The 22,550-nt window shown below is 43.4% G+C and carries 17 protein-coding genes; 2 read left to right on the plus strand and 15 right to left on the minus strand.

The window, feature by feature from the left end:
- Positions 1–593: 593 nt before the first annotated feature.
- The 10 genes from Q8W40_RS28150 to Q8W40_RS27180 form a co-directional block, all read right to left on the minus strand.
- Positions 594–674: a bacteriocin gene (locus tag Q8W40_RS28150; protein ID WP_104403433.1), complete on the minus strand. Its 81-nt coding sequence runs from the start codon at positions 672–674 to the stop codon at positions 594–596.
- A gap of 613 nt (positions 675–1,287) precedes the next feature.
- Positions 1,288–3,429 carry a peptidase domain-containing ABC transporter gene (locus Q8W40_RS27140; protein WP_305401993.1) on the minus strand — a complete coding sequence of 714 codons (2,142 nt, stop codon included), beginning with the start codon at positions 3,427–3,429 and terminating at the stop codon, positions 1,288–1,290.
- A complete protein-coding gene (locus tag Q8W40_RS27145) occupies positions 3,426–4,667 on the minus strand; it encodes an HlyD family secretion protein (RefSeq protein ID WP_101114911.1) in 1,242 nt (413 codons plus the stop codon). Before Q8W40_RS27145 ends, Q8W40_RS27140 begins: the two co-directional genes overlap by 4 nt.
- Positions 4,668–5,328: 661 nt before the next feature.
- Entirely contained in the window at positions 5,329–6,582 is a 1,254-nt protein-coding gene (locus Q8W40_RS27150) for an ATP-grasp domain-containing protein (protein ID WP_305401994.1), read from the minus strand.
- A 119-nt stretch (positions 6,583–6,701) separates the two neighbouring features.
- The gene (locus Q8W40_RS27155) at positions 6,702–7,658 is read right to left on the minus strand and encodes a DMT family transporter (protein WP_305401995.1); all 957 of its coding nucleotides are present in this window, start codon (positions 7,656–7,658) and stop codon (positions 6,702–6,704) included.
- The gene (locus Q8W40_RS27160; protein WP_305401996.1) at positions 7,651–8,745 is read right to left on the minus strand and encodes an NAD(P)/FAD-dependent oxidoreductase; all 1,095 of its coding nucleotides are present in this window, start codon (positions 8,743–8,745) and stop codon (positions 7,651–7,653) included. Before Q8W40_RS27160 ends, Q8W40_RS27155 begins: the two co-directional genes overlap by 8 nt.
- Positions 8,745–9,662, minus strand: a complete 918-nt coding sequence (locus Q8W40_RS27165; RefSeq protein ID WP_305401997.1) for an ABC transporter substrate-binding protein — start codon at positions 9,660–9,662, stop codon at positions 8,745–8,747. Before Q8W40_RS27165 ends, Q8W40_RS27160 begins: the two co-directional genes overlap by 1 nt.
- Positions 9,652–11,652: a class I tRNA ligase family protein gene (locus Q8W40_RS27170; protein WP_305401998.1), complete on the minus strand. Its 2,001-nt coding sequence runs from the start codon at positions 11,650–11,652 to the stop codon at positions 9,652–9,654. The genes Q8W40_RS27165 and Q8W40_RS27170 overlap by 11 nt, the downstream gene beginning before the upstream one ends.
- Positions 11,653–11,689: 37 nt before the next feature.
- Entirely contained in the window at positions 11,690–12,994 is a 1,305-nt protein-coding gene (locus tag Q8W40_RS27175; RefSeq protein WP_305401999.1) for a lysine N(6)-hydroxylase/L-ornithine N(5)-oxygenase family protein, read from the minus strand.
- Between the two features lie 132 nt (positions 12,995–13,126).
- Positions 13,127–13,528: a hypothetical protein gene (locus tag Q8W40_RS27180; protein ID WP_305402000.1), complete on the minus strand. Its 402-nt coding sequence runs from the start codon at positions 13,526–13,528 to the stop codon at positions 13,127–13,129.
- Between the two features lie 156 nt (positions 13,529–13,684).
- On the opposite strand from Q8W40_RS27180, the gene Q8W40_RS27185 reads away from it, so the two are divergent.
- Positions 13,685–14,305 (plus strand): acyl-homoserine-lactone synthase, encoded by a 621-nt coding sequence (locus Q8W40_RS27185; RefSeq protein WP_305402001.1) that lies wholly within the window; start codon positions 13,685–13,687, stop codon positions 14,303–14,305.
- 167 nt (positions 14,306–14,472) lie between these two features.
- Positions 14,473–15,003: a phosphatase PAP2 family protein gene (locus tag Q8W40_RS27190; protein WP_305402002.1), complete on the plus strand. Its 531-nt coding sequence runs from the start codon at positions 14,473–14,475 to the stop codon at positions 15,001–15,003.
- Here Q8W40_RS27190 and Q8W40_RS27195 read toward each other — a convergent pair.
- The 5 genes from Q8W40_RS27195 to Q8W40_RS27215 all read right to left on the minus strand — a co-directional run bounded on the left by Q8W40_RS27195 (position 15,000) and on the right by Q8W40_RS27215 (position 21,540).
- Complete coding sequence (locus Q8W40_RS27195; RefSeq protein WP_305402003.1) at positions 15,000–15,959, minus strand: SPOR domain-containing protein; 960 nt, start codon at positions 15,957–15,959, stop codon at positions 15,000–15,002. The two genes, Q8W40_RS27190 and Q8W40_RS27195, sit on opposite strands and share 4 nt — an antisense overlap.
- Positions 15,960–16,085: 126 nt before the next feature.
- On the minus strand, positions 16,086–17,024 hold the full coding sequence (locus tag Q8W40_RS27200) for an ABC transporter permease (RefSeq protein ID WP_101114929.1): 939 nt from the start codon (positions 17,022–17,024) through the stop codon (positions 16,086–16,088).
- A 2-nt stretch (positions 17,025–17,026) separates the two neighbouring features.
- Positions 17,027–18,004 carry an ABC transporter permease gene (locus tag Q8W40_RS27205; protein WP_101114931.1) on the minus strand — a complete coding sequence of 326 codons (978 nt, stop codon included), beginning with the start codon at positions 18,002–18,004 and terminating at the stop codon, positions 17,027–17,029.
- Positions 18,005–18,194: 190 nt separating this feature from the next.
- A complete protein-coding gene (locus tag Q8W40_RS27210) occupies positions 18,195–19,748 on the minus strand; it encodes an ABC transporter substrate-binding protein (protein ID WP_305402004.1) in 1,554 nt (517 codons plus the stop codon).
- A gap of 76 nt (positions 19,749–19,824) precedes the next feature.
- Positions 19,825–21,540 carry a dipeptide ABC transporter ATP-binding protein gene (locus Q8W40_RS27215; RefSeq protein ID WP_305402005.1) on the minus strand — a complete coding sequence of 572 codons (1,716 nt, stop codon included), beginning with the start codon at positions 21,538–21,540 and terminating at the stop codon, positions 19,825–19,827.
- Between the last annotated feature and the right edge of the window lie 1,010 nt (positions 21,541–22,550).

Below are 22,550 nucleotides of genomic sequence, written 5' to 3' on the forward strand. Positions count from 1 at the left end.
TCCTTATAGGTTGATTACGATTTTGATTAATACGTTGTCGCCTGCGCCACTTACTTGGCTAACTTCTTGTTGTGTTAGTGCTTTCATTGCCTGTTTCCTTATAGGTTGATTACGATTTTGATTAATACGTTGTCGCCTGCGCCACTTACTTGGCTAACTTCTTGTTGTGTTAGTGCTTTCATTGTCTGTTTCCTTATAGGTTGATTACGATTTTGATTAATACGTTGTCGCCTGCGCCACTTACTTGGCTGACTTCTTGTTGTGTTAATGCTTTCATTTTTTGCCCTTTATTGGTTTGTTAGTTTTTTAAATAGGTCAGAGGTTAGAATCTGATTTCAAGTTTGATAATCCAGATAACACCATCCGCACCCGATACTGACTCAACTTGGTTTGTATTTAGCTCTTTCATTTTAAATCCTTAATATTTTTATCTTTTAATTAAATAATTTTTTAATAATTAGAATCGAATTTCTATTTTGATGATCCAGATAACACCATCAGCGCCCGATACTGACTCAACTTGGTTTGCATTTAGTTCTTTCATTTTAATCCCTTAATATTTTCTATGTTTTAATTAAATAAACGTTCAACAATTAGAATCGAACTTCGATTTTAATTAGCCATATAACACCACCAGACACGGCGTCTAATTCTTTTTTTGTTAATTCTTTCATGTTTACTATTCTTCCTAATTTTCCCTTGGAGGGCTTTTGTCCCTCTAGGTCACAATCAACCCAACCAAGCTATTACCTTGATAAATATAAATTAAAGGCAAATTGTCTCAAATGGGTTACGAACCATTCCACCTGACACTTTTTTTACATCTTTCTTGTTTAGCTTCTTCATGTTTTATTTCCTTATTGTGGTTGTTTAATTATCAAAAAGTCATCTAGAATTCCAACGCCACCAGATACTTTCAACACATCATCATGATTCATTTTTTTCATCATCATCACCTCACCTATCGAATTAAACATTTAAATTCTGGGTCAGACTTAAAACACCCACCATTTACTTTTAAAATATCTTTTAAATCTAAATATTTCATAACAATTCCTTATGTAAATTGAATCTATTTCGTACTATAAAAATCAAGAATGGATCTACTACTTAAATGATTTTTATTACTACTCAGCGCGTCGATATTATTATTAAATTAATAATATTTTGCTGGATATTGAAATCACATTAAATTAAATACAAATTGTTCTATCGAAATTAACTCGGTTTGAGCCACCGTTAACTTTTTTCACTTGTACGTGAGTCAGTTGTTTCATTGTTATTTCCCTATGCCAAAGCTTCTAATCTTGGTTTTTCCTGCGTGATATCACTGAGGATCTGACCTTTTTCACTCAATTTGATGACCCTATCGTGCATCTCGATGGTCTCTTTGCGGTGAGCTATCGAAACTCGAGTGATACCCATTTCTTTGATGACGTTGTTAATGTGTTTTTCGTTTTCTGCATCCAGGCTGCTTGTTGCTTCATCTAAAAACAGTATTTTTGGTTGCTTGTATAAGGCTCTCGCTAATAGGATTCGTTGCTTTTGCCCACCTGAAAGCGTGCTACCTAAATCCCCTATCAAGGTTTGAAATCCTAAGGGCATCTTCATGATCTCTTGTCCAATGGCGGCTAAACTTGCTGCTCTTCCTACTTGCTCTAGATTTGGTGACTTATCAAACATAGTAATGTTGTCCAGTATCGTGCCACTGAGTAATTGGTCGTCCTGCATCACTGTTGCGATGTCGTCTCGATAAGCGGCTAACCCCATGTGCTGCAAAGGAATATCATCGACCAATACTTTGCCTTTTGTCGGCTGATCCAATCCTGTAAGTATTCTCATTAATGTGGACTTACCGCATCCTGAGTTTCCGGTGAGCACCACGGATTCACCTGGTTGTATTTCTAAGTCAAAGCTATCAATCACATCATCATCGTTAGGGCTGTATCTGAATGCGATATTCTCTAGCTTAATACCACCTTTAATCGGTTCTAATTTGGCACGTTCGCTGTGTACATGTTCTTCTTTTTTCGCTATCACAATGTCGGTAACTCGTGACAAGTGAAGCTTTAGCATTCTGAATTCGAACCACTTTTCTACTAGTGAACGTGACTGGTCTGAAAACATTTGTCGGTAGTTTAAGAAGGCATACAACATACCGATGGTCATTGCATGGTCCATCACTAACATGCTGCCTATCCAAATAATCAGTACATGCTCTACACCTGTGATAAATAGGTCTGCCGATTTATGGATAATGCCCAGTCGCTCGCTTCTTACCGAAGCATTCATTTGGTCTGCGTATCGATTTTGCCACCCTGATACTCGCTCCGCTTCATGACCAAAACATTTAACAGTCTGTATCGCTCGAATACTTTCTAAAAAGTATGAATCCTCTTTTGCTTGGTTGATCAGCTTGTTGCGTACTGCACGTCGTATCGGTCTGAAGAGCAAGGTTCTCAGTGCAACGTAAGCCACCAGCATAATCATGACCACATTGGCTAATGATGCGTTGTAGTAGTACATGATCCCTATGGCAGTCAGCATCATCACGCCATCAATAAAGGCTTCCACAAATCCGGTAGAGAGCATTCGATTGACTTCATCTAACGATGAGAATCGGCTTGTAATGTCTCCAATGTGTCGCTTCGCAAAAAAGTCTGCTGGTAATCGAATAAGGTGCGTAAACAAGTTATTGCTGAGCTGGTAATTCAGTTGAGTCGCGACAAACGTGACCACCCAGCTTCGTAGTGCAAATGTGATTGCCCTAAATAGGTGTAAGCTCACAAACGCAATACCAAGTACCATCAATAAGTCGCTATCTCCGGTGGTAATAACCTCATCTATCGTTAGCTGGATAAAATAAGGGGTTAACAAAGCAAATATCTGAATAAAGGCCGTTAACGCTAAAATTTGTGTAATGGATGGCAGCAACCCTTGAATTCTTGACCACAAGTGGCGGATGCCTAATTCCGTTGTTTCATTAACTTCTTCGAATTCTTCTGCTGGCATAAACTCCAGCGCAACACCGGTAAATTGTTCTGATACCTGCTCCAGCGACACCTTTTGCTCGCCAAGTGCTGGGTCATGAATGATGCAGTGTTTTTTACCTACAGATTTCAACACCACATAGTGATCGAAGTTCCAGTGCAGCAGCGCAGGCAGCTTCAGTTCGGTTAGATGCTCCATGTCCAATTGGAGAGGTCTGGTACTCAATTTCAATGTTGAGGCGATATCAATCAGTACATTGAGACCCGTTCCTTTCTGCGACAGGGGGAAGCGCTGTCGCAATGTATCGATGTCTGTTTTGTATCCGTGATACGTAGCAATCATCGCGATACAGGTTAATCCACACTCCGCTACTTCACTTTGGTAATAGACGGGCAATTTGTTTTTGAATGAAAAATTCAGATTACTTAAAAAACTCATATCTCAAATTGCTCCTTTGCGTACCGAATTGGTTCCAATAGCCATGTCATGATAGGCATGGACTTCCCTTTGATATCGATGATTGCTTGCATGCCTACTGTTAGGTCATGACGAATCGATCCATCCACAATGCTTTGCTGCGGCAAACTCACTAATAGCCTGTAGCTTGCTGCTTTTGCCGAATCTTTATCGACACTTGCCGTATCCGCGATGTAGCTGACTACACCCGTTAATGTTCCGTATTTTTGGTAAGGGAAAGCCGATAACTTCACTTGTACTTCTTGCCCGACTTCCACCATTTTTAAGCTGTTTGAAGACACTTGCATTTCGACGTGCAGTTCACTCTCTTCTGGCACAATGGTCATCGCCAGTGTGTCGAGTTCAATGCGTTCACCGGGTCTTACGGCGACAGAGCGTACCCTGCCAGACACTTTGGCAATTAACGTTTCACCTTTACTGCTCAGGCTTTCTATTTCCGAATGCTCTAGCTGATCGATTTTTTGTTCTAAGTTCGCTATTTCAGTTTTACGCTGACGCTCCAAGAGTTCGTGTTCTACGTTCAGCGCTAATAATTCTTGCTTGGCAATATCCAATTGCGACAGCTGATCATCTCTCTCTATATTGAGTGTTGAGAGTAAGACTTCTTGTTGAAGCAAAACATCTTCAGATATATATTTATCTTTATATAGTGTGTTTAATTTATTATATTTCTTACTTTCTATTCTTATTTTGTTATTTATATTTTTAAGCCGATTGCCATTACGGGATATCGTTGAGTTCTGCATTTTCTTTTTATTATCAATCAACGACATTTTAGATTGGTAAATATCATTGGTTGTCTGAATCTGGTGATTCAGTGTCGTTATCATTTGTTTTGTCAGGGCTCTTAATTGGTGGCTACTCGCCTCACCTGTTTCGACATAGCGCTCATAGCTTATCGTTGCCAGCGGCTGCCCTTTTTTGACTAACTGCCCCTCCTCTATGTATACCTCACTCAAGTACCCGTTCGATGTTGAATACACCTCACTTAGCCCATTTTCAGGGAGTAAATACCCCGTCGCCTGAGCCTTTGGAGAGTAAGAACCAAAACTAATAAATAGCACCACAAAGGTAACAATTAAGGCGATGAGCAACGTAACCCACCAATGTGACAAATGCGTATTTATAATGACTTTGCCATCCAGCCTTTTAAAATAGGCGTCTTTGGCTTTTTTTCTGAATAACGATTCTTCAGACATACTCCCTCCGGCTCAACGTTTGGCTATTCCACTACGCGGTTTTTTAAGAACAGACGCGAGTCCGATCGCCTGTTCTTACCTGGGTAGTGACTGGCTGACTTAATGCAATTCGCATTGTCCATAGCTTCACCTTTACTCTGTGGTTTCACCAAAATCACACACAACCCATTGGCTACCACCAGAAACAGCGTTCAACATTTTTAGATCAAGAACTTTCATTATTTTCTCTCCCAAGGGTTCATAACACAGCCACCTTCAACAATGGCGCCATTTACTTTTTTCGTTGTTTCTTTTTTAATTACTTTCATTTTATTTCCTTATTAAAATAGTTTTGGCTTTTTAGTTGGGAATGGAAAACAGCCACCAATCATATATGCGCCTGTTACTTCATTTAATTCTTTTAAATTAATTTCTTTCATTTAAATTCCTTCTTTACTTGTTTTCCTTAAGTGTTTTCATTCTATAAAAATCAGAAAAAATAAAAACTCTCAAATCTTATAGTCCTATTTCTGGTAGCTATTACATTTGGTAGGTATATACCCGAGTAACCTCAAGATATTTGGTTCAGCACCCCATCTATCAATAAATAGAGAACTGGATTTCAGGCATAAAAAAAGAGGCTGGGAACACCAGCCTCTTTTAACAAGTTAGATTGCCACTATCACACAGAGGACAACCGATAAAGCTCGTGGTTCTCTTCTAAGTCAATAGCAGCCTGTTTGTCCCTATTCAGTGCGTTAGCGCTCTCGTTCATAAGGACAACCCAACCAGGCGATGTAAATAAGTCGACTGTTTTCGACACCTTAGATTGCGGGGCAATCCCCCATACCGAATCAAAGTAAGAATCCAGCTTAGACAGCTGCTCCTTGCCATTCACATCTTCTACTTTTCCCTCTTCAGTGCTAATAAAGAACTGAACCAAAGCTTTCTTATGGAATGTCGGAGGTTGGGACGTTCTTTCCTTAAAGCGAGAGTGATTGGTAAACGCATCTACCGTGAGATCTAACTGTGACACTGAAGAGAAATTCTGCACGGTTCTCGGGGTGTATCCGCCATGAATCCGCGCCCCTACTTCTATCAGAACAGGTCCATCAGGAGAAAGCATAATCTCACTGTGAGCAGGACCAACCGTAATGCCTAATGCATCCAATACACCTTGATTGTATTCGATGATTTCTTGCAATGACTCGTCTTCTGGATGTAGAAACTCCATTTCTCGATACACCACATCCGAACCATTCGCTTGGCATTTATGATAACGGCATAGGTTGGTGACAAAACTTTTTCCATCACACGATACTGTATCGACAACGTATTCCGACCCATGGATAAATTCTTGCACCAATACCGCTTGATTGAGTTGCATGAACATGTCTTCAGAATGAAGAATACTGTCGAACGCCTTTCTAGCCTCATCCAAATTCGAGCACTTACTGACACCTTCAGAACCTGCCGAAGCCAAAGGCTTAATAATAAACTCTTGAATATTATTCGACTTAAGCCAAGGCTCTATTTCATCAAACTGAGACGTTTTTAGCTGTTTGATCGCTCGAATGCCTTGCTTCGCAATGGCTTCCTGCATCTCAAATTTGTCTCGGCGAGCCAAGGAAAGCGCAAAATCGTTACTAGAAAGTGCTAAATGATGCGTGAGTAAATCCGCTTTTTGCACCCCACTTTCAGCCCCAGCAAGCACCGCCACGGGGGCGTATTCTTTTAGAAAATAGGCGCACGACTCCACATCATTAAATACGGTTTCAGCCACAAAATCCTGTGCGTGAAACGAGCCTGCATAGTTTGATGGGATCGTCTCTTGGCTGTGCACCGCAATACAATCAAACCCAGCAGCGTTGAAATCTCGTGGCAGTAAACACGCGCTAGAGTATGGGTCGACAATGACGACGTAATCTTTATTCATGGTGAACTCCTTTCCTTTCTTTTTCCACCAAAGCATTGATGGCATCCGCATCCAATCGTCCGAGCCTTAACGACTCTTCTTTCGCTTCGCATATCGAAATCTGCATACTGTGTCCCTCACTACTTAGCGCTTTGCAGCGGCTCTTCTTTTGGCTGATTCACGGATCTTTTCTGCTTTAAATAGATGCCAATCACCACAAAAATAATGGCGGAGCTGGTGCCTATCAGCGATTCCATCGAAAAGGTAAGTCTTGAATTAAACATCTGAATGAAGAGATAAATAATCGGTGCAGCGACTAACGAGAAACTCACGATTAACGGATCCGACTTCTTGATACCCAGCTGTAAGCAATACAAAGGAATAATGTTGCCGATCACCGCTATCATCAGGATTTCCCAATAAAAGGTAGTGGCGGTATAGACCAAAACGGGTTTATCACTCAACACAAAGGCTATGCCGATAAGCAAAAGGAATCGCTTCGACATGATCTGACCAGGTGTCACCCCTTTCTGATTTAAAGATTTGGATGCCAACGTGTTAAGCGCCATGGAAACACCACACACAAAGGACATCACCACACCCAATATCGCATCATCACGCTCAATGTGTCCCATCGCTGAGTTACCACTGAACGTCGAATTGATCATGAATATCATGCTCGCCATTACACCTAATGCAGTGACCATTTGCGGTGCACTCAGCTTATCGGTCTTAAGAATAAAGACCGTAATTAGAATCGTAACTAATGGTCCAATTGAATTGGCTAACGCACTGGAAATAGCAGGCTCAATGTATTTAAGTGCTATAAAGAAGCCAAGCCAGCTACCCGCTGTGGTGAGGTTCACCCCTATCCAATCTTTCCATCGAGTTTCAACCAATGGCTTTTTACTGATCGATTGAGCCACGTAAAAATACAAGCTGACGAGGAGAAAAGTCAGGATAAGCGTTGAAAAGACATCGGCTTTTTGCAGCATGCCCGATAAATAAACCGCCTGAACACCAGACAGAATATTGAAAGAGAAGATCAGCAAAATACCCTGATTTTCGGTGTTTTTTGTCGCAGAGTAATCACTCATACACATCATTCCTTGATTGAGTCGCGAGGTGAGATATACGTTTGGCGATAGATGGAAAAAGCTTAAATCCCATGCCGCTCCAACCGGTGGCAAAAAGGACATTTTTGTACTTGGATTTCGCCCCTAAATACCCTGTTTTTCCGTAGGTATAACCATCAAATCCGACTCTCGCGCCTAAAGCGTTAAGGGCGTCTTTTTGAATATTCAACGCTTGCGAGACGGTTTCTTTAGTCAGATCGGTGTGGGTGATGTCTTTACGCCTTGGCGATTCCACATCAATATCCCACTCGCTGGTCGCTGTACCGACTAACCAGGTATCGCCACCAATAGGGCGCATGTAAACATCTGGATCCCCCACAATGAGCGCAGGATGCTGGGAGGGCAAAGGCTGTGAGCGCATGAATTCCGCTTGAATGGCTTTAGGGCGCTGAACGTCGGTTAAGTCGAACGCATCTCCTGCCAATGAATTCCATGCTCCTGTGCAAACAATCAGCCCATTAGTCAGTATGACCTGATCGCTTGTCGTCAGTTGAAACCCATCATGACCATGGGTATCAATCGACTGCACTTGGGTTGACTCAAAGAGCTCGACGCCATTTTTCTGTGCTTCATTGGAAAGCCATAAGGTTGATTTGAGGGGATCGGCGTAGCCACTTACTGGCTCCCAAACAACGTAATCCGCATCCAACCGCTTAGGGAGAATCTTCCGAAGCTCTTCTGGTAGTGACTTCACTTGTTTCAAATAGATAGGGTGCTCACTCGTACTCGTCGTTCGAACCCATTCTGAAATGGTCGCAAGGCTCTCAGTCGTTGGCACAAAGAGCGTTCCAATTTCGTCAAACCCTGTCTCTTCTTTATGCTGAAGAAAAAATGGCAGGCTTTCCTTGGCCATCTCTGTGATGTGATCTTCACTGTGAATCACACGAACAAAACCACCGGAATAAAGCGTCGCGCCACTGCCCACTCGGTTTTGTTCAATCAGAGCAACACTGAAATTCGATTGCAGTGACAATTCACGCGCAATGGCGCAGCCAATCACACCCGCCCCAATAATGACCCAATCAAATTGTCGTTGGTTGGTGCTCATCACTGCTCCTTAATGGTCAAGTGATGCCAAGTCGACAACGTGTTATCCCCATATTCATTAAAGCGAAATGAGGATGCAGAACACCGTAAGCGATCAGCCATGTCCAAATTGCTGACATCGGAATCGTCATACAGAATGTCTAAAACGGCTTTCACCCCATGACGAATATAGAATTCAAAGCCGTTATCCAGCTTCAGCACTTCTATGGAATAGGGTGGCGTTAATAAGGTCTCAAACTCTTCAATATCGCAATCGTCGCAACCCACAACCCGCCCAGTAAAGGCATGTCGGTTTAAATGGTTCAGCATATCCGCACACGAGAAATGCGTACCGGCTAGAAACACGTTATCGAAATCAAAAGTGGTTTGTTCATACAAGTTTTCTTGATGAATCACTCGGTATCCATAAGTACTCGCGAGCACCGTCGCCAGCCCTTCGGCATAAGAAGAACCATCCGATACCACCATGTGCGAACCACTTTGGGCATCCAATAGTTCTGCAACCACTTCGCATTGTTTGGTGTTGCTGGCGCACAGTCGAAAACGGTAGCGGCTCGGCTGCTCGGTGAGGTCATCACCGGTTGAAGCAGGCAGCACAAACACAATGCCAGCGTTCTCATATTGATCTTTCACGGTTGCCGCACATGCGCTGTTGAAATGCCCGATGACCGCAGTCACCCCTTCTTCAATCAGCGCTTTTGCAACCGCATCCGCAACATGAGGTAAAGCTTGGTCATCCATATAAACAAACTCTACCCTTTCCGATACCGCTTGGGTGGATGTAGCTTTTGTAGATATAGCCTTTGTAGATATAGGATGAGCAGACAGTGCCGCGTTCGCCGCCGACGTCAACAAGTCACCATAAGCAGAGCGTGGTCCGGTTAATGGTCCTACAATTGCAATTTTCTTATTCGCCACCGCGCGCGCCCTCCAAGCTAGGAAACCATTCACGGTTAACAGGTTGGATTTTTGCACCTTCATCCGCAAACGAAGGGTTGTCTGCCCAAACAGGCGAACCCGATAACCCAATGGCACGCCACAGTTTTTGAGCAAATTCTGGAGCAATCGGTGAAAGCACTGTCGCAATGGTTTTTAGCCCTGCGACTTTTATCGCTACCGACGTGCGCAGCGTGTCGTAAAACACGTCACTTTCTTTTAAGTGCGTATCCAGTGTCATCAAACGAGCCAAACTGCGGAACATATTATCCGCGCCTTGCATGACACTACTGGTCGAAAAGCTCGCACTGTTGAAATGGTTGTAAGCGGCATCGAGCTCATGGCTCATTTGATTGAAGAACAACTGGTGATCTGAGCTCCAGCCACCTGGATTTGGAATGTTCCCGTCAAACTGAAGTGAAACTTCGCTTAAAATGTCGTTAATCGTACTTTGCCATGACCCAAGTAAAGTCTGTTCATACCAGCGCTCGAAGCCTTTGCTCTCAAAGTTAGTTTGGCTGGTTTCTGGGCGAACCAGAGCCAAATACAATCTCACCGCTTCTTTGTCATGGCTCTCAAGTAGGTCTTTTGCCCAAATAAGGTGATTTCGGCTGGTCGAAAACTTGGAACCATCGAGTAGCAAAAACTCATTCGTGACGAACTTGTCTGCCAATTTAGGCGTATCGTTTAGTGCCATGAGTAACGCTGGGAAAAGGACAGCGTGGTACCAACTGTTATCAAAACCAAAGAACTGCGCTAACGATGTTCCGTCATCAACCCACTGATGATACGGGCGTGCTTGATCAGAACCATCAAACACTTGAGCCGAGCCAATCAAGTAGCCCACGACCATTTCAGCCCACACATAAATAATCTGGTCTTCAAACCCTTTCACCGGAACTGGGACACCCCAGCTTGATTGGTGAGTAATGGGAATATCCGGTAATCCATCTTCTAGCATTTGATGAACCAACATGGAAATATGTGGCGTCATTTCAACACGCGAGTAATATTCCTTAAGTCGGCTTTCAAATCGAGATAGCGGGAATACAAATTGTTTAACGGTGCCTTGTTTAGGATCTCGACCCGTTAATTTCGTTTTCGGGTTCTTTAGATCGGTGACATTATTTGGTCTTCCACACTGCTCACAAGCATTGCCATCAGAACCCGAACCACAATAAGAACATTCCCCACTCACCCACGCCTCGTGCAGGTAATTGCCGTAATCTGCACAAAAGAGCGCATCCGACTCTTTTAAAACCAGCTGATCCCTATCGAGCAGTGTTTGGAAAAAAGTCTGAACCTGTTGGTTGTAGTTATCAATATTGGCGGGATGGTAGTAAGCGTCTGGCGTTACACCTGCTTTAGCTAAGGTTTGATGAATTTGTTCACCAAAACTCTTATCCACTTGTTGAGGTGAAATGTCCGACTTCACGGCTTTGAGCTCAACATAGGTTTGATTGGTATCAACACCTGTTAGGTAATGCCCTTCGGCATCATTCATGGTTAAGAAGCGCTTATAAATATCGGCGGCTAAAAATGGCCCCGATAGATGCCCGACATGCAAATCACCATTAGGCGTCGGTGGTGTCGCAGTAACCAAGTGCTTTGTAGGCAGCCTTCTTTGAGTCTTTGGTAATTTCGTTAGGTCTTCCCACCACGTCGCCTCAAATACCAACTCCGACAAACGAGACGTATTGGTGACGTAATGTGAGTCAAATGCATCCAAATACACAATTTCACCGGCTTCTACTTCAACAGTATGTGAACCAGATGTGACCGTACCTTTGCCTTCTAGAATTCGAAAAACTTCAAACTCATGATGGTTATGGGGCGTAGAGGATTCACCCGCACTTAATCGGCAAACCATCGAACCAAAAGGCGTTTTTGCAGGAAAGGAATCCACAGGAAACAGCTTCGTACAGCTCAACCCATAGGCTCGGAATTCTTCCGTTAATTTTACTTTTTTCATAATACTCACAGATCTCCAATGAACAGACAGACAATCATTACGCCGCTTTAATGTTGTAATTCGGTTTGGCGCTATTTATTTCGTTCATAATGTCCATTGCTCTTTCTGGCAGAATCGAGAGCAAGGTGTCACTAAGACCGTGGCTGTGTTCATTGTTGCCAATCATAAAGATGCCAGCATGGCATTTATCCGACGTTTTCACTTGGTATTGGCGAGTGAGCTTTGGTCGACCTAATTCATCTTTTTCAAACCAATCAAACAACTTTTGAGTGAGATCTAGGTTATTTCTATCGTGGTAGCCTGTTGCCAAAAATACCCCGTGATAAGGCACTTCGGTTTGCTCTTTGGTGTTGGTATTTTCAAAATAAGCCGTGCCAACATGGTACATATTTGGCGTGTGTTTAATTTCTTTTAATTCTTGGAAATTATTTAATTTAAATCGCTCGTCGCCCGAGACACTCATATCGTATTTCATTTGATATAGCTCTCGAATTAATGGTGGATCGATACAAGAATAATTGGTGTCTTTGTATTTATTGATGATGCGTTGTTTGTCATTCGCTTCCAGTTTGTAGAAATCATCAATCGTGCTGTAGGCAAAGATTTCATTTACAAATTCACTGCTGTCGGCAGGCTTATACGCATATTCTCGGATCGTCGAATTAACGGTCGCATTTGGGTAATGGTTGAGAAGATGCTTGGTAATTTCTGCCGCACTTTGGCCAGAACCTACAACAAGAAACTCCCATGGGAACGACGTATCTGAGAACTTGTTCTCCAAACTTGGTAAGAATTGCGAGGAATGATAGGCATTTTGGCTGGCGCTGGCATGGATGCCCTCTGGCAGCTTTGGCACTAAGCCCGATGAAGTAATGATATTTTTCGCTTGGTATCGTGCTTTCTTTCCTTCAGCGTTGACCGTGTGAACGTTGATATAGCTCACTTCGTCATTACCATTCATCACAGGAGTGATATCCACCACCTTCTCACCGTAATTCACGTAACTTTTAAGCTGATTTGCTGCCCATTTTAAGTAATCGCGATATTCATGACGTGTCGGATAGAATTCTTGCAGGTTAACAAAGCTTTCCAGTCTTCCACATTCATCAAGGTAATTTAAGAAAGTAAACTTGCTGGTTGGTGAGCGCATTGTCGCTAAGTCTTTGTGATAAGAAATTTGCATTCTTGCACCGTCAATTAACATACCTGGATGCCAATCAAACTCTGACTTACTTTCAATAAATAAATGGGTAGACTGTTCATTAAGCCCTTGCTCTTCAATCGTTGCGGCAATTGCCAAGTTAGCTGGGCCAAAACCTATACCAATAACGTCATAAATCATTTTATTATTCCTTTATATTACTTCCTGAAATTACGGTTTAATTATTTCTCTAATCCGAGAGAAATAATTAAAAACGTATTTATTTTTATTTTCCTAAAATAACCTTTAGATACTTGGTTATATTTCTCTCAATTAAATTAACCGTTGGAAATACCGAGATGAAGACAAGAAACCAGGTCTCATCTTGCTAAAGTTGATCGCCATATTTTCAAAAGTAATGCCTTTTTCTTTAATGGCGGAAATGCATTTTGAATTGCTCGCTTGATCGCACACCACCAGCTTTGTCGGGCTCAGATCCAAAACTTTGATGAACTCTTCCCATTCATCATCCGAAGGGTAACGATTGACGTACACCGAAAAGGAATCCAGCTGCACCACATTCAAATGGGCGACTGTATTTTTCCAAGCATATTGCCCCCAAAACTCACCGGCATAGCGTCCATTTTCAGTCAGCACAACCGCCATTGGATTGGGTTTATTTAAAGGTAATCCTTCTAAAACCTTAGTGTGGTTTAGGATGTAAATGTCTTGCATACGCAGCCCAAATGTTCAATTTGTTACATCTTCGTCTATTTTTTCGGCATTGGTAACTATCGAAAATGATAGGTACCAACTAACAGATTAGGTAGCTGTGCAAATAAGCGATGCGCAGTACGATGAATGCACAACGGTTAATCAGGGACGAAAACAATGACTGCGCTACTTTCACACTACCAAACATCATGTTCGAGCACGCAAGCCGCTAATATGGCAGCAACAAATCGTCGTGAGCTATTCCGCTTTAGAACGTCTGTCTTTTCTGCACGGCTAAAATGGGATGTGAAAGTGGATAACACGGGTCAGGAAATGGATGAGTATGACCAGTTGAACCCAATCTACGTTAACTCGAAAGATGCCCAAGACAACATCAATGGTTGCTTGCGTTTATTGCCTTGTTCGGGTTTCTACATGCTGCGCGATACCTTCCCGCAGTTACTTCAGGGTGAAGCAGCACCGACAACCGATAAGGTTTGGGAGATCAGCCGTTTTGGTGTAGATACTTCAGATCGCAACCACAACTCTCAAGGCATAAGCAAAATCACGTTTGATTTGTTGTTGCAAGCTGGAGAGCTCGCGGTAAAAGGTGGAGCAACGCAGTTTGTTTTTGTAACGACAGCATCTATTGAGCGCTACCTTCGTAAAATGAACGTAAAAACGGCTCGATTTGGTCTGGGTAAATCAGTCGACTTAGGGGGTTCACGCTCAGTCGCGCTGAAAATTGAATTGAATGAAGAGTACTTTGCCAACTTGCGCAAACAACTTGAGCTTTAACCCCTGCGGTAAAAAAGGAAAGTCGGTCATGGCTTTCCTCCCTTTCAATATTGGAAAATAAACCCTTCACTCTAACCCAAGAAAAATGTTTCATTTCGTCAAATCAGCGCCTTAGGCTAGCGATTTCCGGTAGACTATCGCCAATTTCCTTTACGCTGTATATACCCATGAAAATATCTTTACCTTTGGCTGTGATGGCATCTTCTTTGGCTACCTTTCAAGCCCAAGCAAAAAATGAAGCGTTAGAAACGTATGGCGATATCGCGCAAATCGGAATACCGCTTACTGCGGCTATGATTTCTTGGTACAAAGAGGACACGGAAGGGCTCATTCAGCTTACTGAAGGGGCACTGTACAATGCACTCGCAACCCATTCGATTAAGTTTGCTGTCAATGCTGAGCGCCCCAATGGCGGTGACCACTCCTTTCCTTCTGGACACACCTCTGCTGCCACTCAGGGTGCTGCGTATTTGCAATTCCGATATGGCTCTGCTTATGGTATTCCAGCGTACGGTGCGGCGGCGTTAGTTGGTTACTCGAGAGTTGATGCAAACCATCACTATTGGCGAGATGTTATTGCGGGTATGGCATTGGCGACGGGCGTTCAATATGCCGTGACAGAGCTAGGGTACTCCATCACGGTTTTGCCTTACTTCACCGAAGAGGAAAGCGGTTTTACGGCGCAAGTACGCTTTTAAGGCTGAATGCACAACACATTCAACAATGACGAACCTTTCAACTGGGTGACTTTACCACTGGTAAAGAACCCTTGTTGGCTAATCCCCCAATAAGGCAAATGCAATGGCCATTTAGAGCGAGATAGTTCATTAGAATCCAATATGCCTTTCCACTCTTTTTGCGTGGCTAAACGCATGCCCAGTAATCCACAAACCTCGGTTGCTGAGTCATAATCCATGCGGTTCCATGGCTTATCGCTTTCCATATAGAAATGTTCGTAATCACGAATAAATGGAATGGCGTAAGTTTTGTCGCCTAGCTTCGCCTGTCTTCTTACAATGATGTCCATTTCCGACGCTTTAGCAGCCGTTGACTGTGGAGGCGTTGCGAGAACGACTGCTTCAGGAACTGGAGCTAGTGTAGAAACAGGTGCAGGTGTCGATACCTGAGCAACAGGTTTCGAAGGCGGAACCGGTTCTGCTTTAACAGGCGCCGGTTTTACAGGTGTGGGCTTTGTCGGTGTTGGTTTTGCAGGTACAGCCGTCGACTCATTTTTAATTTCTCGGATGAACGCATCACTGTATTTTGGGATTTTACGCACTTGTCGCCACTCTTTTAACGCCATGGCGTAATCGTCGTATGGACCGATCAAACAGCGGTACTCCTTGCCATAACGCATCATCCAAACGTCTGTGGATATTGATTGATACAGTTTTTTGGCATGCCTTAGTGGCAAAGGCTTGTCTAAGATTCCGCACTGGATCCAGAACAGCTCAGCACTTCGCGAAGGACCACGTTTTCCCCAAAGCCCCTCCCCGATTGGGCATTCAGCCTTAAGGATGGGTAACTCGTTTGTAGAAGCCTGAGTGGCATCACACAAGTATTCGTCGGCCTGAGCAGGTTTAGTCGCACTTACCATTACAAGCAGTAAGCCAGCCAATACTGTTACCGTTTTTACTGTCGGTTTTGTGTCCATAAACTTACTCCACACATTGCCCCCATAACCACGTAATGCAAAGAAAGGTGAATGCAAAAAAAGAGCCCGCTTTACGCCGGCTCTTAAGTTTATGAATATTTCCGATTGGAAATCAATGGTATTGGATCACCCTTTATAGATTTTCGGGTTAAATACATCTCGTAACCAATCACCAAGCAAGTTGATAACCAGAACCAATGTAACCAGTACCAATCCTGGGAATGCAGTAATCCACCAAGCACCAGAGAATATGTAGTCAAATCCGATACTAATCAGCGCTCCTAATGATGGCTGATCGACAGGCAGCCCCAATCCTAGGAAAGAAAGTGCCGCCTCTGACATGATGGCGTTTGCCACCTGTACCGTTGAGATAACCAAAATAGGTGACAAGCAGTTTGGAAGAATGTGACGGAACATGATTCTTGGGGACTTAAAGCCCATGACTCGTGCTGCTTCCACGTATTCTTTTTTCTTCTCTGCCAATACTGATGCACGAATCGTACGCGCATACTGCGGCCATTCAGCCACACCGATAATGACCACCAACATCACCACAGCATATTGGGCATAAAAATCGCTACCAAAGCTGGCTTTGAAGATGGCGGAAACAATGATTGCCACCATCATGGTTGAGAACGACAACTGCACATCAGCAAAACGCATTAAGAAGCTATCAACGCGTCCACCAAAATAACCCGCAGATAGACCAATAATGATGCCCAAGAAAAGCTGTAAGCCAACCGCAAGGAAACCGATAGTCAATGAAAGGCGAGATCCATACAAAATGGTCGAAAAAATATCACGCCCTTGTTCATCGGTGCCTAAAACAAAGCGCTCATCGCCGTCTTCCATCCACGATGGAGGCAGCTCTGAATCCATGATATCAATCGATGACAAATCATAGGGATCCGATGGCGCAATCAATGGTGCAGCTAAAGCCATGACCAAAAACAGCATAAATACGGCAAAACTGAACATCGCGACTTTGTCTCTACGGAAGTAGTACAAAAAGTCCGAGTTTTTAAATCGCTCCCAACGAGAAGGAACAGCAGTAGAAGTAGTCATGATTATGCTCCCTTTCCAGTTAGGTCTACCGTTGGGTTGATGATCCCGTACAGCAAATCAACAATGGTGTTCGTGACCACGAAAATCAGCCCAACAAAAATCACGTATGCCGTGATAAGTGGCGTATCTACGCGGTTAATCGCTTCTAGGAAAAGGAAGCCAGTACCTGGCCATTGGAAAACCGTTTCGGTAAGAATGGTATAGGCCACCATAGTACCGATTTGAACACCACCTACCGTCAGTACCGGTAACATAGTGTTTTTCAATGCGTGCTGGTAATAAATTTTGTTCAGCGCTAGCCCTTTTGCTTTACCAAACTTAATGTACTCAGAACTCAGTACTTCTAACATTTCTGAGCGAACTAAGCGGATGAAGAGTGGCAACATAATAGAAGACAAAGCCACACATGGCAGAATCAAGTGCGCCAATCCATCGAGGGTAAAGTAACCGGAATCCCAGCCTAACCAGTTTGCTGTCTCGCCCCGCCCATAAGACGGTAGCCACCCCAATTCGATTGAGAAGACATACATCAGCATGATCGCGGTTAGGAAAACGGGTACCGAAATACCAATACTACTTCCTGCCATCACGACTTTAGTGAAAAAACTCTTCGGGTGTATTGCTGAATAAACCCCTAATGGGATCGAACAGAAGATAATGATCAGCGTAGCGCCGAACACCAGCTCTAGCGTCGCGACCAATTTATCTAAAATGACCTCGACCGCAGGGCGCTTAAAGAAATAAGACGTGCCTAAGTCGCCTTGTAGCGCATTGCCGACGAAGCGTGAATATTTTGTAATGAAGGGATCGTTTAACCCTAACTCATCACGCAAGGCTTGTCGCTCTGATTCCGAAACGGATTGACCGACCAGTTCCCGTAACGGGTCGCCAAGGTTATCCTGAATGGCAAACGCCACCAAACTGATCACAAACATCACTATCAGTGCCTGAAACAGGCGCTTGACGAGAAACGTAAACATTCCTTGCCCCTTAACTTTCCATGACTTTCATGTAATACCCTTCAGCCTCAAAAGTGGCACTAGGCTCGGCTGAAAGAAAAAGCCAAGCACCAAAATAGACGAATCTATTTAAAATTCACCGACTGTTGGTTGTTCTAATGATACGCCAGACAAGCAAGCGCTTATCTGGCGTAAGTGGTGAAGATTCCGCTTATTTAACAACCAAGTCGCCAAAGTAAGGGAAGTTCATACCATTAACGATAGGACCAATTTCCACATTGCCTTTCGCAGCCCATGAAGGGTCCTGCCAATGTAGAGGAACGAACGCTGCGTCGTTGTAAAGGATTTCCTCTACTTGCTTCAGCATCGCGTTACGCTTAGTCAAATCGGTTTCTTTGTTCGCTTCGTTAACCAGCTTATCAACTTCAGAATTACCGTAGTGACCACAGTTGTACTGACCTTTACCCGTATCAGCATTACGCGTCATCGCTAGGAACTCTGTGAAGTTCGCGGAATCTTCCGTATCTGGGTGCCAGCCAATCATTAGCATGTCCGCTGCACACTTATCAAACTCAGGCCAGTACTGCGCTTTAGGCATGGTTTTCAGGTCAACTTTAATACCGATTTTAGAAAGCATCGCAGCCGTTGCTTGAGCGATTTTGTCATCGTTCACGTAACGGTTGTTCGGTGCCATCATAGAAAGATTGAAGCCTTTCTCGTAGCCTGCTTCTTTCATTAGCTGTTTTGCTTTTTTCAGGTCATAACGAGGCTTAAGATCGTCATTGAAGCCCGCGTAGCCTACAGGGCTTTGCTGAGCAGCAGCTGTTGCTGCACCTTTCATAACTTTCTTAGTGATACCTTCGTTGTTGATTGCGTACACAATCGCCTGACGAACACGAGCATCCTTAAGCGCAGGGTTGCTGTTTTGGTTCATTTGGAAAGTGATGATACGTGTACCCGGCATTGTGTACAGATCAACTTCTTTTGCTTTCTGAATACGCTTGTAGTCATTTGGTGCAACAGGCGCAATCATGTCTACATCGCCAGAAAGAAGAGCTGCAACACGCGTCGCGTCTTCTTTGATTGGAACAAGAGTCAGCTTATCAACGTTACCTGGAGAAGACTTATCCCAGTAGCCGTCAAAACGTTCAAACTCAACCTTCACACCTTGTTCGCGTGAAGTGATAACGAACGGACCAGTACCAGAAAGATTGGCTGACGCATAAGAGTTACCGTGCTTAACCAGTTCCGCTTTGTCTTTACCTTCAGAAGTTTTGCCTGAGTAGAACTTGCTGTCCATTGGGAAAATGTAAGTCGCTACGTTTTCAACCAGTGGGTAAGTACCATCGGTTTTGATTTCAACTGTGTAGTCATCCACTTTTGTCAAAGACACAAGCGGTGCAAAGATACCTTTAAAGTCAGGAGAAGACTTCAAACGGTCAAACGTCCATACCACATCGTCCGCAGTCAGTTCGTTGCCAGAGTGGAACTTCACACCTTTACGAAGGTTGAAGCGCATGGTTTCGTTATCAACACGATCCCAAGACTCAGCTAGACGCGGCTCAAATTCCATCTTTTGTGAAAAACGCACCAAAGGATCGAACACCATGTGAGACAATTGCATCGTACCACCAGACAGCTGCTCATGCGGATCCAGTGATACTGGGTCGGCATCGTAAGCAACGGTAATGTCTGCCGCAGCAACACTGAAACTTAAGCCTGCAGCCATTAGGGCCATTGCTAACTTAGTCTTTATGGTTTTCATTGCATAACTCCTTATGCGGGAATCCAAATCCCTATTTGTTGTTGTCTGTGTTGTGTTTTGCATTTTCATTAACCCGCTAAGCGGATTTAATGTCTTCTCGTAAGCCTATGAACTCAGGCATCAAAGATATCAATTGCTTACTGTACTCATGCTGCGGATCATTAAAGAGCTGTTCCGTTGGAGCGACTTCGAGCAAAGTACCCATTTGCATTACACCAATTCGATCACACATTTGACGGATTACCGGCAAATCATGACTGATAAATAGCATAGTCAAATTTAGTTCATCTTGAAGATCTTTGAGGAGGTTGAGAATCTGTGCCTGTACCGATACATCCAGTGCAGAAGTGGGTTCATCACAAATAAGCAATCGAGGACGTGTCGCCAATGCTCGAGCGATGGAAATTCGTTGTCTTTGCCCACCAGAAAATTCATGTGGGTATTTCACGCCAGCCATTTTACCAAGGCCAACATGTTCAAGGAGGTCTTCTACAATTTGCTTCGTTTCTTGCTCGTTTCGTGTCAACTTGTGGAAACGAATTGGCTCCGCAATGATGTCGAAGATTTTCATCCTAGGGTTCATTGAAGTGTACGGGTTTTGGAAGACCATTTGCATCTGACGACGCAGCGGGCGGCGCTCGTTTTCAGATTTCAGAGAGGTTAAGTCAATGCCTTCAAATGTGACCTTACCAGAGTTCGGCGCATACAAGCCCGCGATAACACGTGCAATAGTCGATTTACCAGAACCCGATTCGCCCACAAGACCAAACGTTTCACCTTCAAATACTTCAAAGCTAACATTGTTAGATGCTTGCACGTATTCGCGGCGACTTTCAAAGAAAGAGTCTTTGGTAACAAATCGTAGGTTAACGTTCTCAACATTCAGTAGCGGACCTGTATAGTCACGGTGGTCTTGGCTTTGACCTAACCAGTGATTTTTTACATCCAATGGTTCCATCTCGTGCGCTTCTTCGATGTAGCTCACCAAAGGAAAGCGATCCAGCTTCACATCAGAACGGGGAACGGCAGAAATCAAACTGCGTGTGTAGGAATGGTCAGGGTCACCAAGGACTTTCGATGTTTTACCAAACTCGACCAAATCACCACGGTACATAACCGCAACTCGATCCGTCACGTTAGACACCACACCCATATCGTGTGTAACCAACATACAGCCTACATTTTTCTCAACGCAAAGATCGCGGATAAGGCTAAGTATTTGGTCTTGGATAGAAACGTCTAACGCGGTGGTTGGTTCATCAGCGATGATCAAATCAGGTTCACCAGCCAAAGCAATTGCGATAACGACACGCTGACGCATACCACCTGAAAATTGGTGAGGGTATTGCTTTAAACGGTTTTCAGGTTGAGGAATACCGACTTGTTTCATCAGAGACAACGAGCGTTCATACGCTTCACTGTCCGACACATTCATGTTGGCATGAATGGTTTCCTTCAGTTGTTGTTCAACCGTAAATAAAGGATTAAGTGAGGTCATAGGATCTTGGAAAATAAATCCAATTTTAGATCCGCGCACACTGCGCATTTGCTCAGGGCTTAGCCCCGAGACTTTTTCCCCATCAAGAAACACATCACCACTGGCAATCAAACCAGGAGGGCTTAGTAGGTCAATAACGGCATTGCCTACAGTAGACTTACCTGCACCAGATTCGCCCACAACGCCCACAATTTCGCCTCTCTCTATATTAAAAGAAAGCGATTTGACGGCGGCATGAACCCCATGTCGTGACGGGTATTCGATTCGAAGGTTTTTAACTTCTAATAGTGACATCACCAGACCTCTACTGCTATGGCAGTTTTCTGCCCTGTCTGTAAGTTGATTCCATTCTTCATCCGGCTTTATATCCGGCTTTTAACAGGCGAATAATTTGGCAAATAATTCACACAAAAGCAACAAACAAAGCATAAATGTGCGTTAAGCACTGCTTGGAAAGCAGAATTAATGCATAATAATTCAAAAAAATAAACTAATAATTCCAAACAAGGAGCCGTAAAAAATAGAATTATCATTTGTATTTCATCGAAGTATGCTAATACATCGACAATAAACATGCGAATTAACAAGATATTCTCAATTCACATTTAAGAATTTTTATTCGCCTACAGTTTTAACAAATAAAAAACAAAACCTATATAATTAATATTATATAGAATTAAACGCCATACAAAAGCCAAATGTCACGAACATAATGCGGCAATGAAAGCAAATGCTAGTATTATAAGCTTAATCAGTTTTTAAGCTTTAAAAATAAAAAGTATTTATCATTGCTTGAGAACTTATTTTCAGCAAATAAAACTAGTTAGAAAGCGTTTGTACTCATAATTTAAGTTAGAGAACCCATTTTTCAGTAAGAACCTAGGTTCATTTCAGTAGTACATTGATGTTTAATGAAAAATAAGTATGGTCTATTTTGAAGTGATAACACTCCTATACCTTTATTTCATCATTTCTGATCATAATGAAGGATAAAGAGAGACCAAGGCGACAGAGCTTCCTGCAGGCTGATATCTCATCCTTTAAACCAATACGCTCAGATTTGATTTCGCTGAAATGCAAAAAAGCCTCGTTATTTCTAACGAGGCTTTCTAATAGTGGTCGGTGAAGAGGGATTCGATTGGACTGGCATTCCAGCCCACGACCGTATGCTATGAACACCAACCATCAAAATGCAAAAAAGCCCCGTCATTTCTGACGAGGCTTCTTAATAGTGGTCGGTGAAGAGGGATTCGAACCCCCGACCCTCTGGTCCCAAACCAGATGCGCTACCAAGCTGCGCTATT

The sequence above is a fragment of the Vibrio penaeicida genome, assembly GCF_030689305.1.
Classification (GTDB): Bacteria; Pseudomonadota; Gammaproteobacteria; order Enterobacterales; family Vibrionaceae; genus Vibrio; species Vibrio penaeicida_B.

What these genes read in the sequence shown, in the direction of transcription:
- Q8W40_RS28150 (WP_104403433.1), bottom strand. Translation starts at nt 674, where the DNA reads ATGAAAGAATTAACAAAAAAAGAATTAGACGCCGTGTCTGGTGGTGTT.
- Q8W40_RS27140 (WP_305401993.1), bottom strand. Translation starts at nt 3,429, where the DNA reads ATGAGTTTTTTAAGTAATCTGAATTTTTCATTCAAAAACAAATTGCCC.
- Q8W40_RS27145 (WP_101114911.1), bottom strand. Translation starts at nt 4,667, where the DNA reads ATGTCTGAAGAATCGTTATTCAGAAAAAAAGCCAAAGACGCCTATTTT.
- Q8W40_RS27150 (WP_305401994.1), bottom strand. Translation starts at nt 6,582, where the DNA reads ATGAATAAAGATTACGTCGTCATTGTCGACCCATACTCTAGCGCGTGT.
- Q8W40_RS27155 (WP_305401995.1), bottom strand. Translation starts at nt 7,658, where the DNA reads ATGAGTGATTACTCTGCGACAAAAAACACCGAAAATCAGGGTATTTTG.
- Q8W40_RS27160 (WP_305401996.1), bottom strand. Translation starts at nt 8,745, where the DNA reads ATGAGCACCAACCAACGACAATTTGATTGGGTCATTATTGGGGCGGGT.
- Q8W40_RS27170 (WP_305401998.1), bottom strand. Translation starts at nt 11,652, where the DNA reads ATGAAAAAAGTAAAATTAACGGAAGAATTCCGAGCCTATGGGTTGAGC.
- Q8W40_RS27175 (WP_305401999.1), bottom strand. Translation starts at nt 12,994, where the DNA reads ATGATTTATGACGTTATTGGTATAGGTTTTGGCCCAGCTAACTTGGCA.
- Q8W40_RS27180 (WP_305402000.1), bottom strand. Translation starts at nt 13,528, where the DNA reads ATGCAAGACATTTACATCCTAAACCACACTAAGGTTTTAGAAGGATTA.
- Q8W40_RS27185 (WP_305402001.1), top strand. Translation starts at nt 13,685, where the DNA reads ATGACTGCGCTACTTTCACACTACCAAACATCATGTTCGAGCACGCAA.
- Q8W40_RS27190 (WP_305402002.1), top strand. Translation starts at nt 14,473, where the DNA reads ATGAAAATATCTTTACCTTTGGCTGTGATGGCATCTTCTTTGGCTACC.
- Q8W40_RS27195 (WP_305402003.1), bottom strand. Translation starts at nt 15,959, where the DNA reads ATGGACACAAAACCGACAGTAAAAACGGTAACAGTATTGGCTGGCTTA.
- Q8W40_RS27200 (WP_101114929.1), bottom strand. Translation starts at nt 17,024, where the DNA reads ATGACTACTTCTACTGCTGTTCCTTCTCGTTGGGAGCGATTTAAAAAC.
- Q8W40_RS27205 (WP_101114931.1), bottom strand. Translation starts at nt 18,004, where the DNA reads ATGTTTACGTTTCTCGTCAAGCGCCTGTTTCAGGCACTGATAGTGATG.
- Q8W40_RS27210 (WP_305402004.1), bottom strand. Translation starts at nt 19,748, where the DNA reads ATGAAAACCATAAAGACTAAGTTAGCAATGGCCCTAATGGCTGCAGGC.
- Q8W40_RS27215 (WP_305402005.1), bottom strand. Translation starts at nt 21,540, where the DNA reads ATGTCACTATTAGAAGTTAAAAACCTTCGAATCGAATACCCGTCACGA.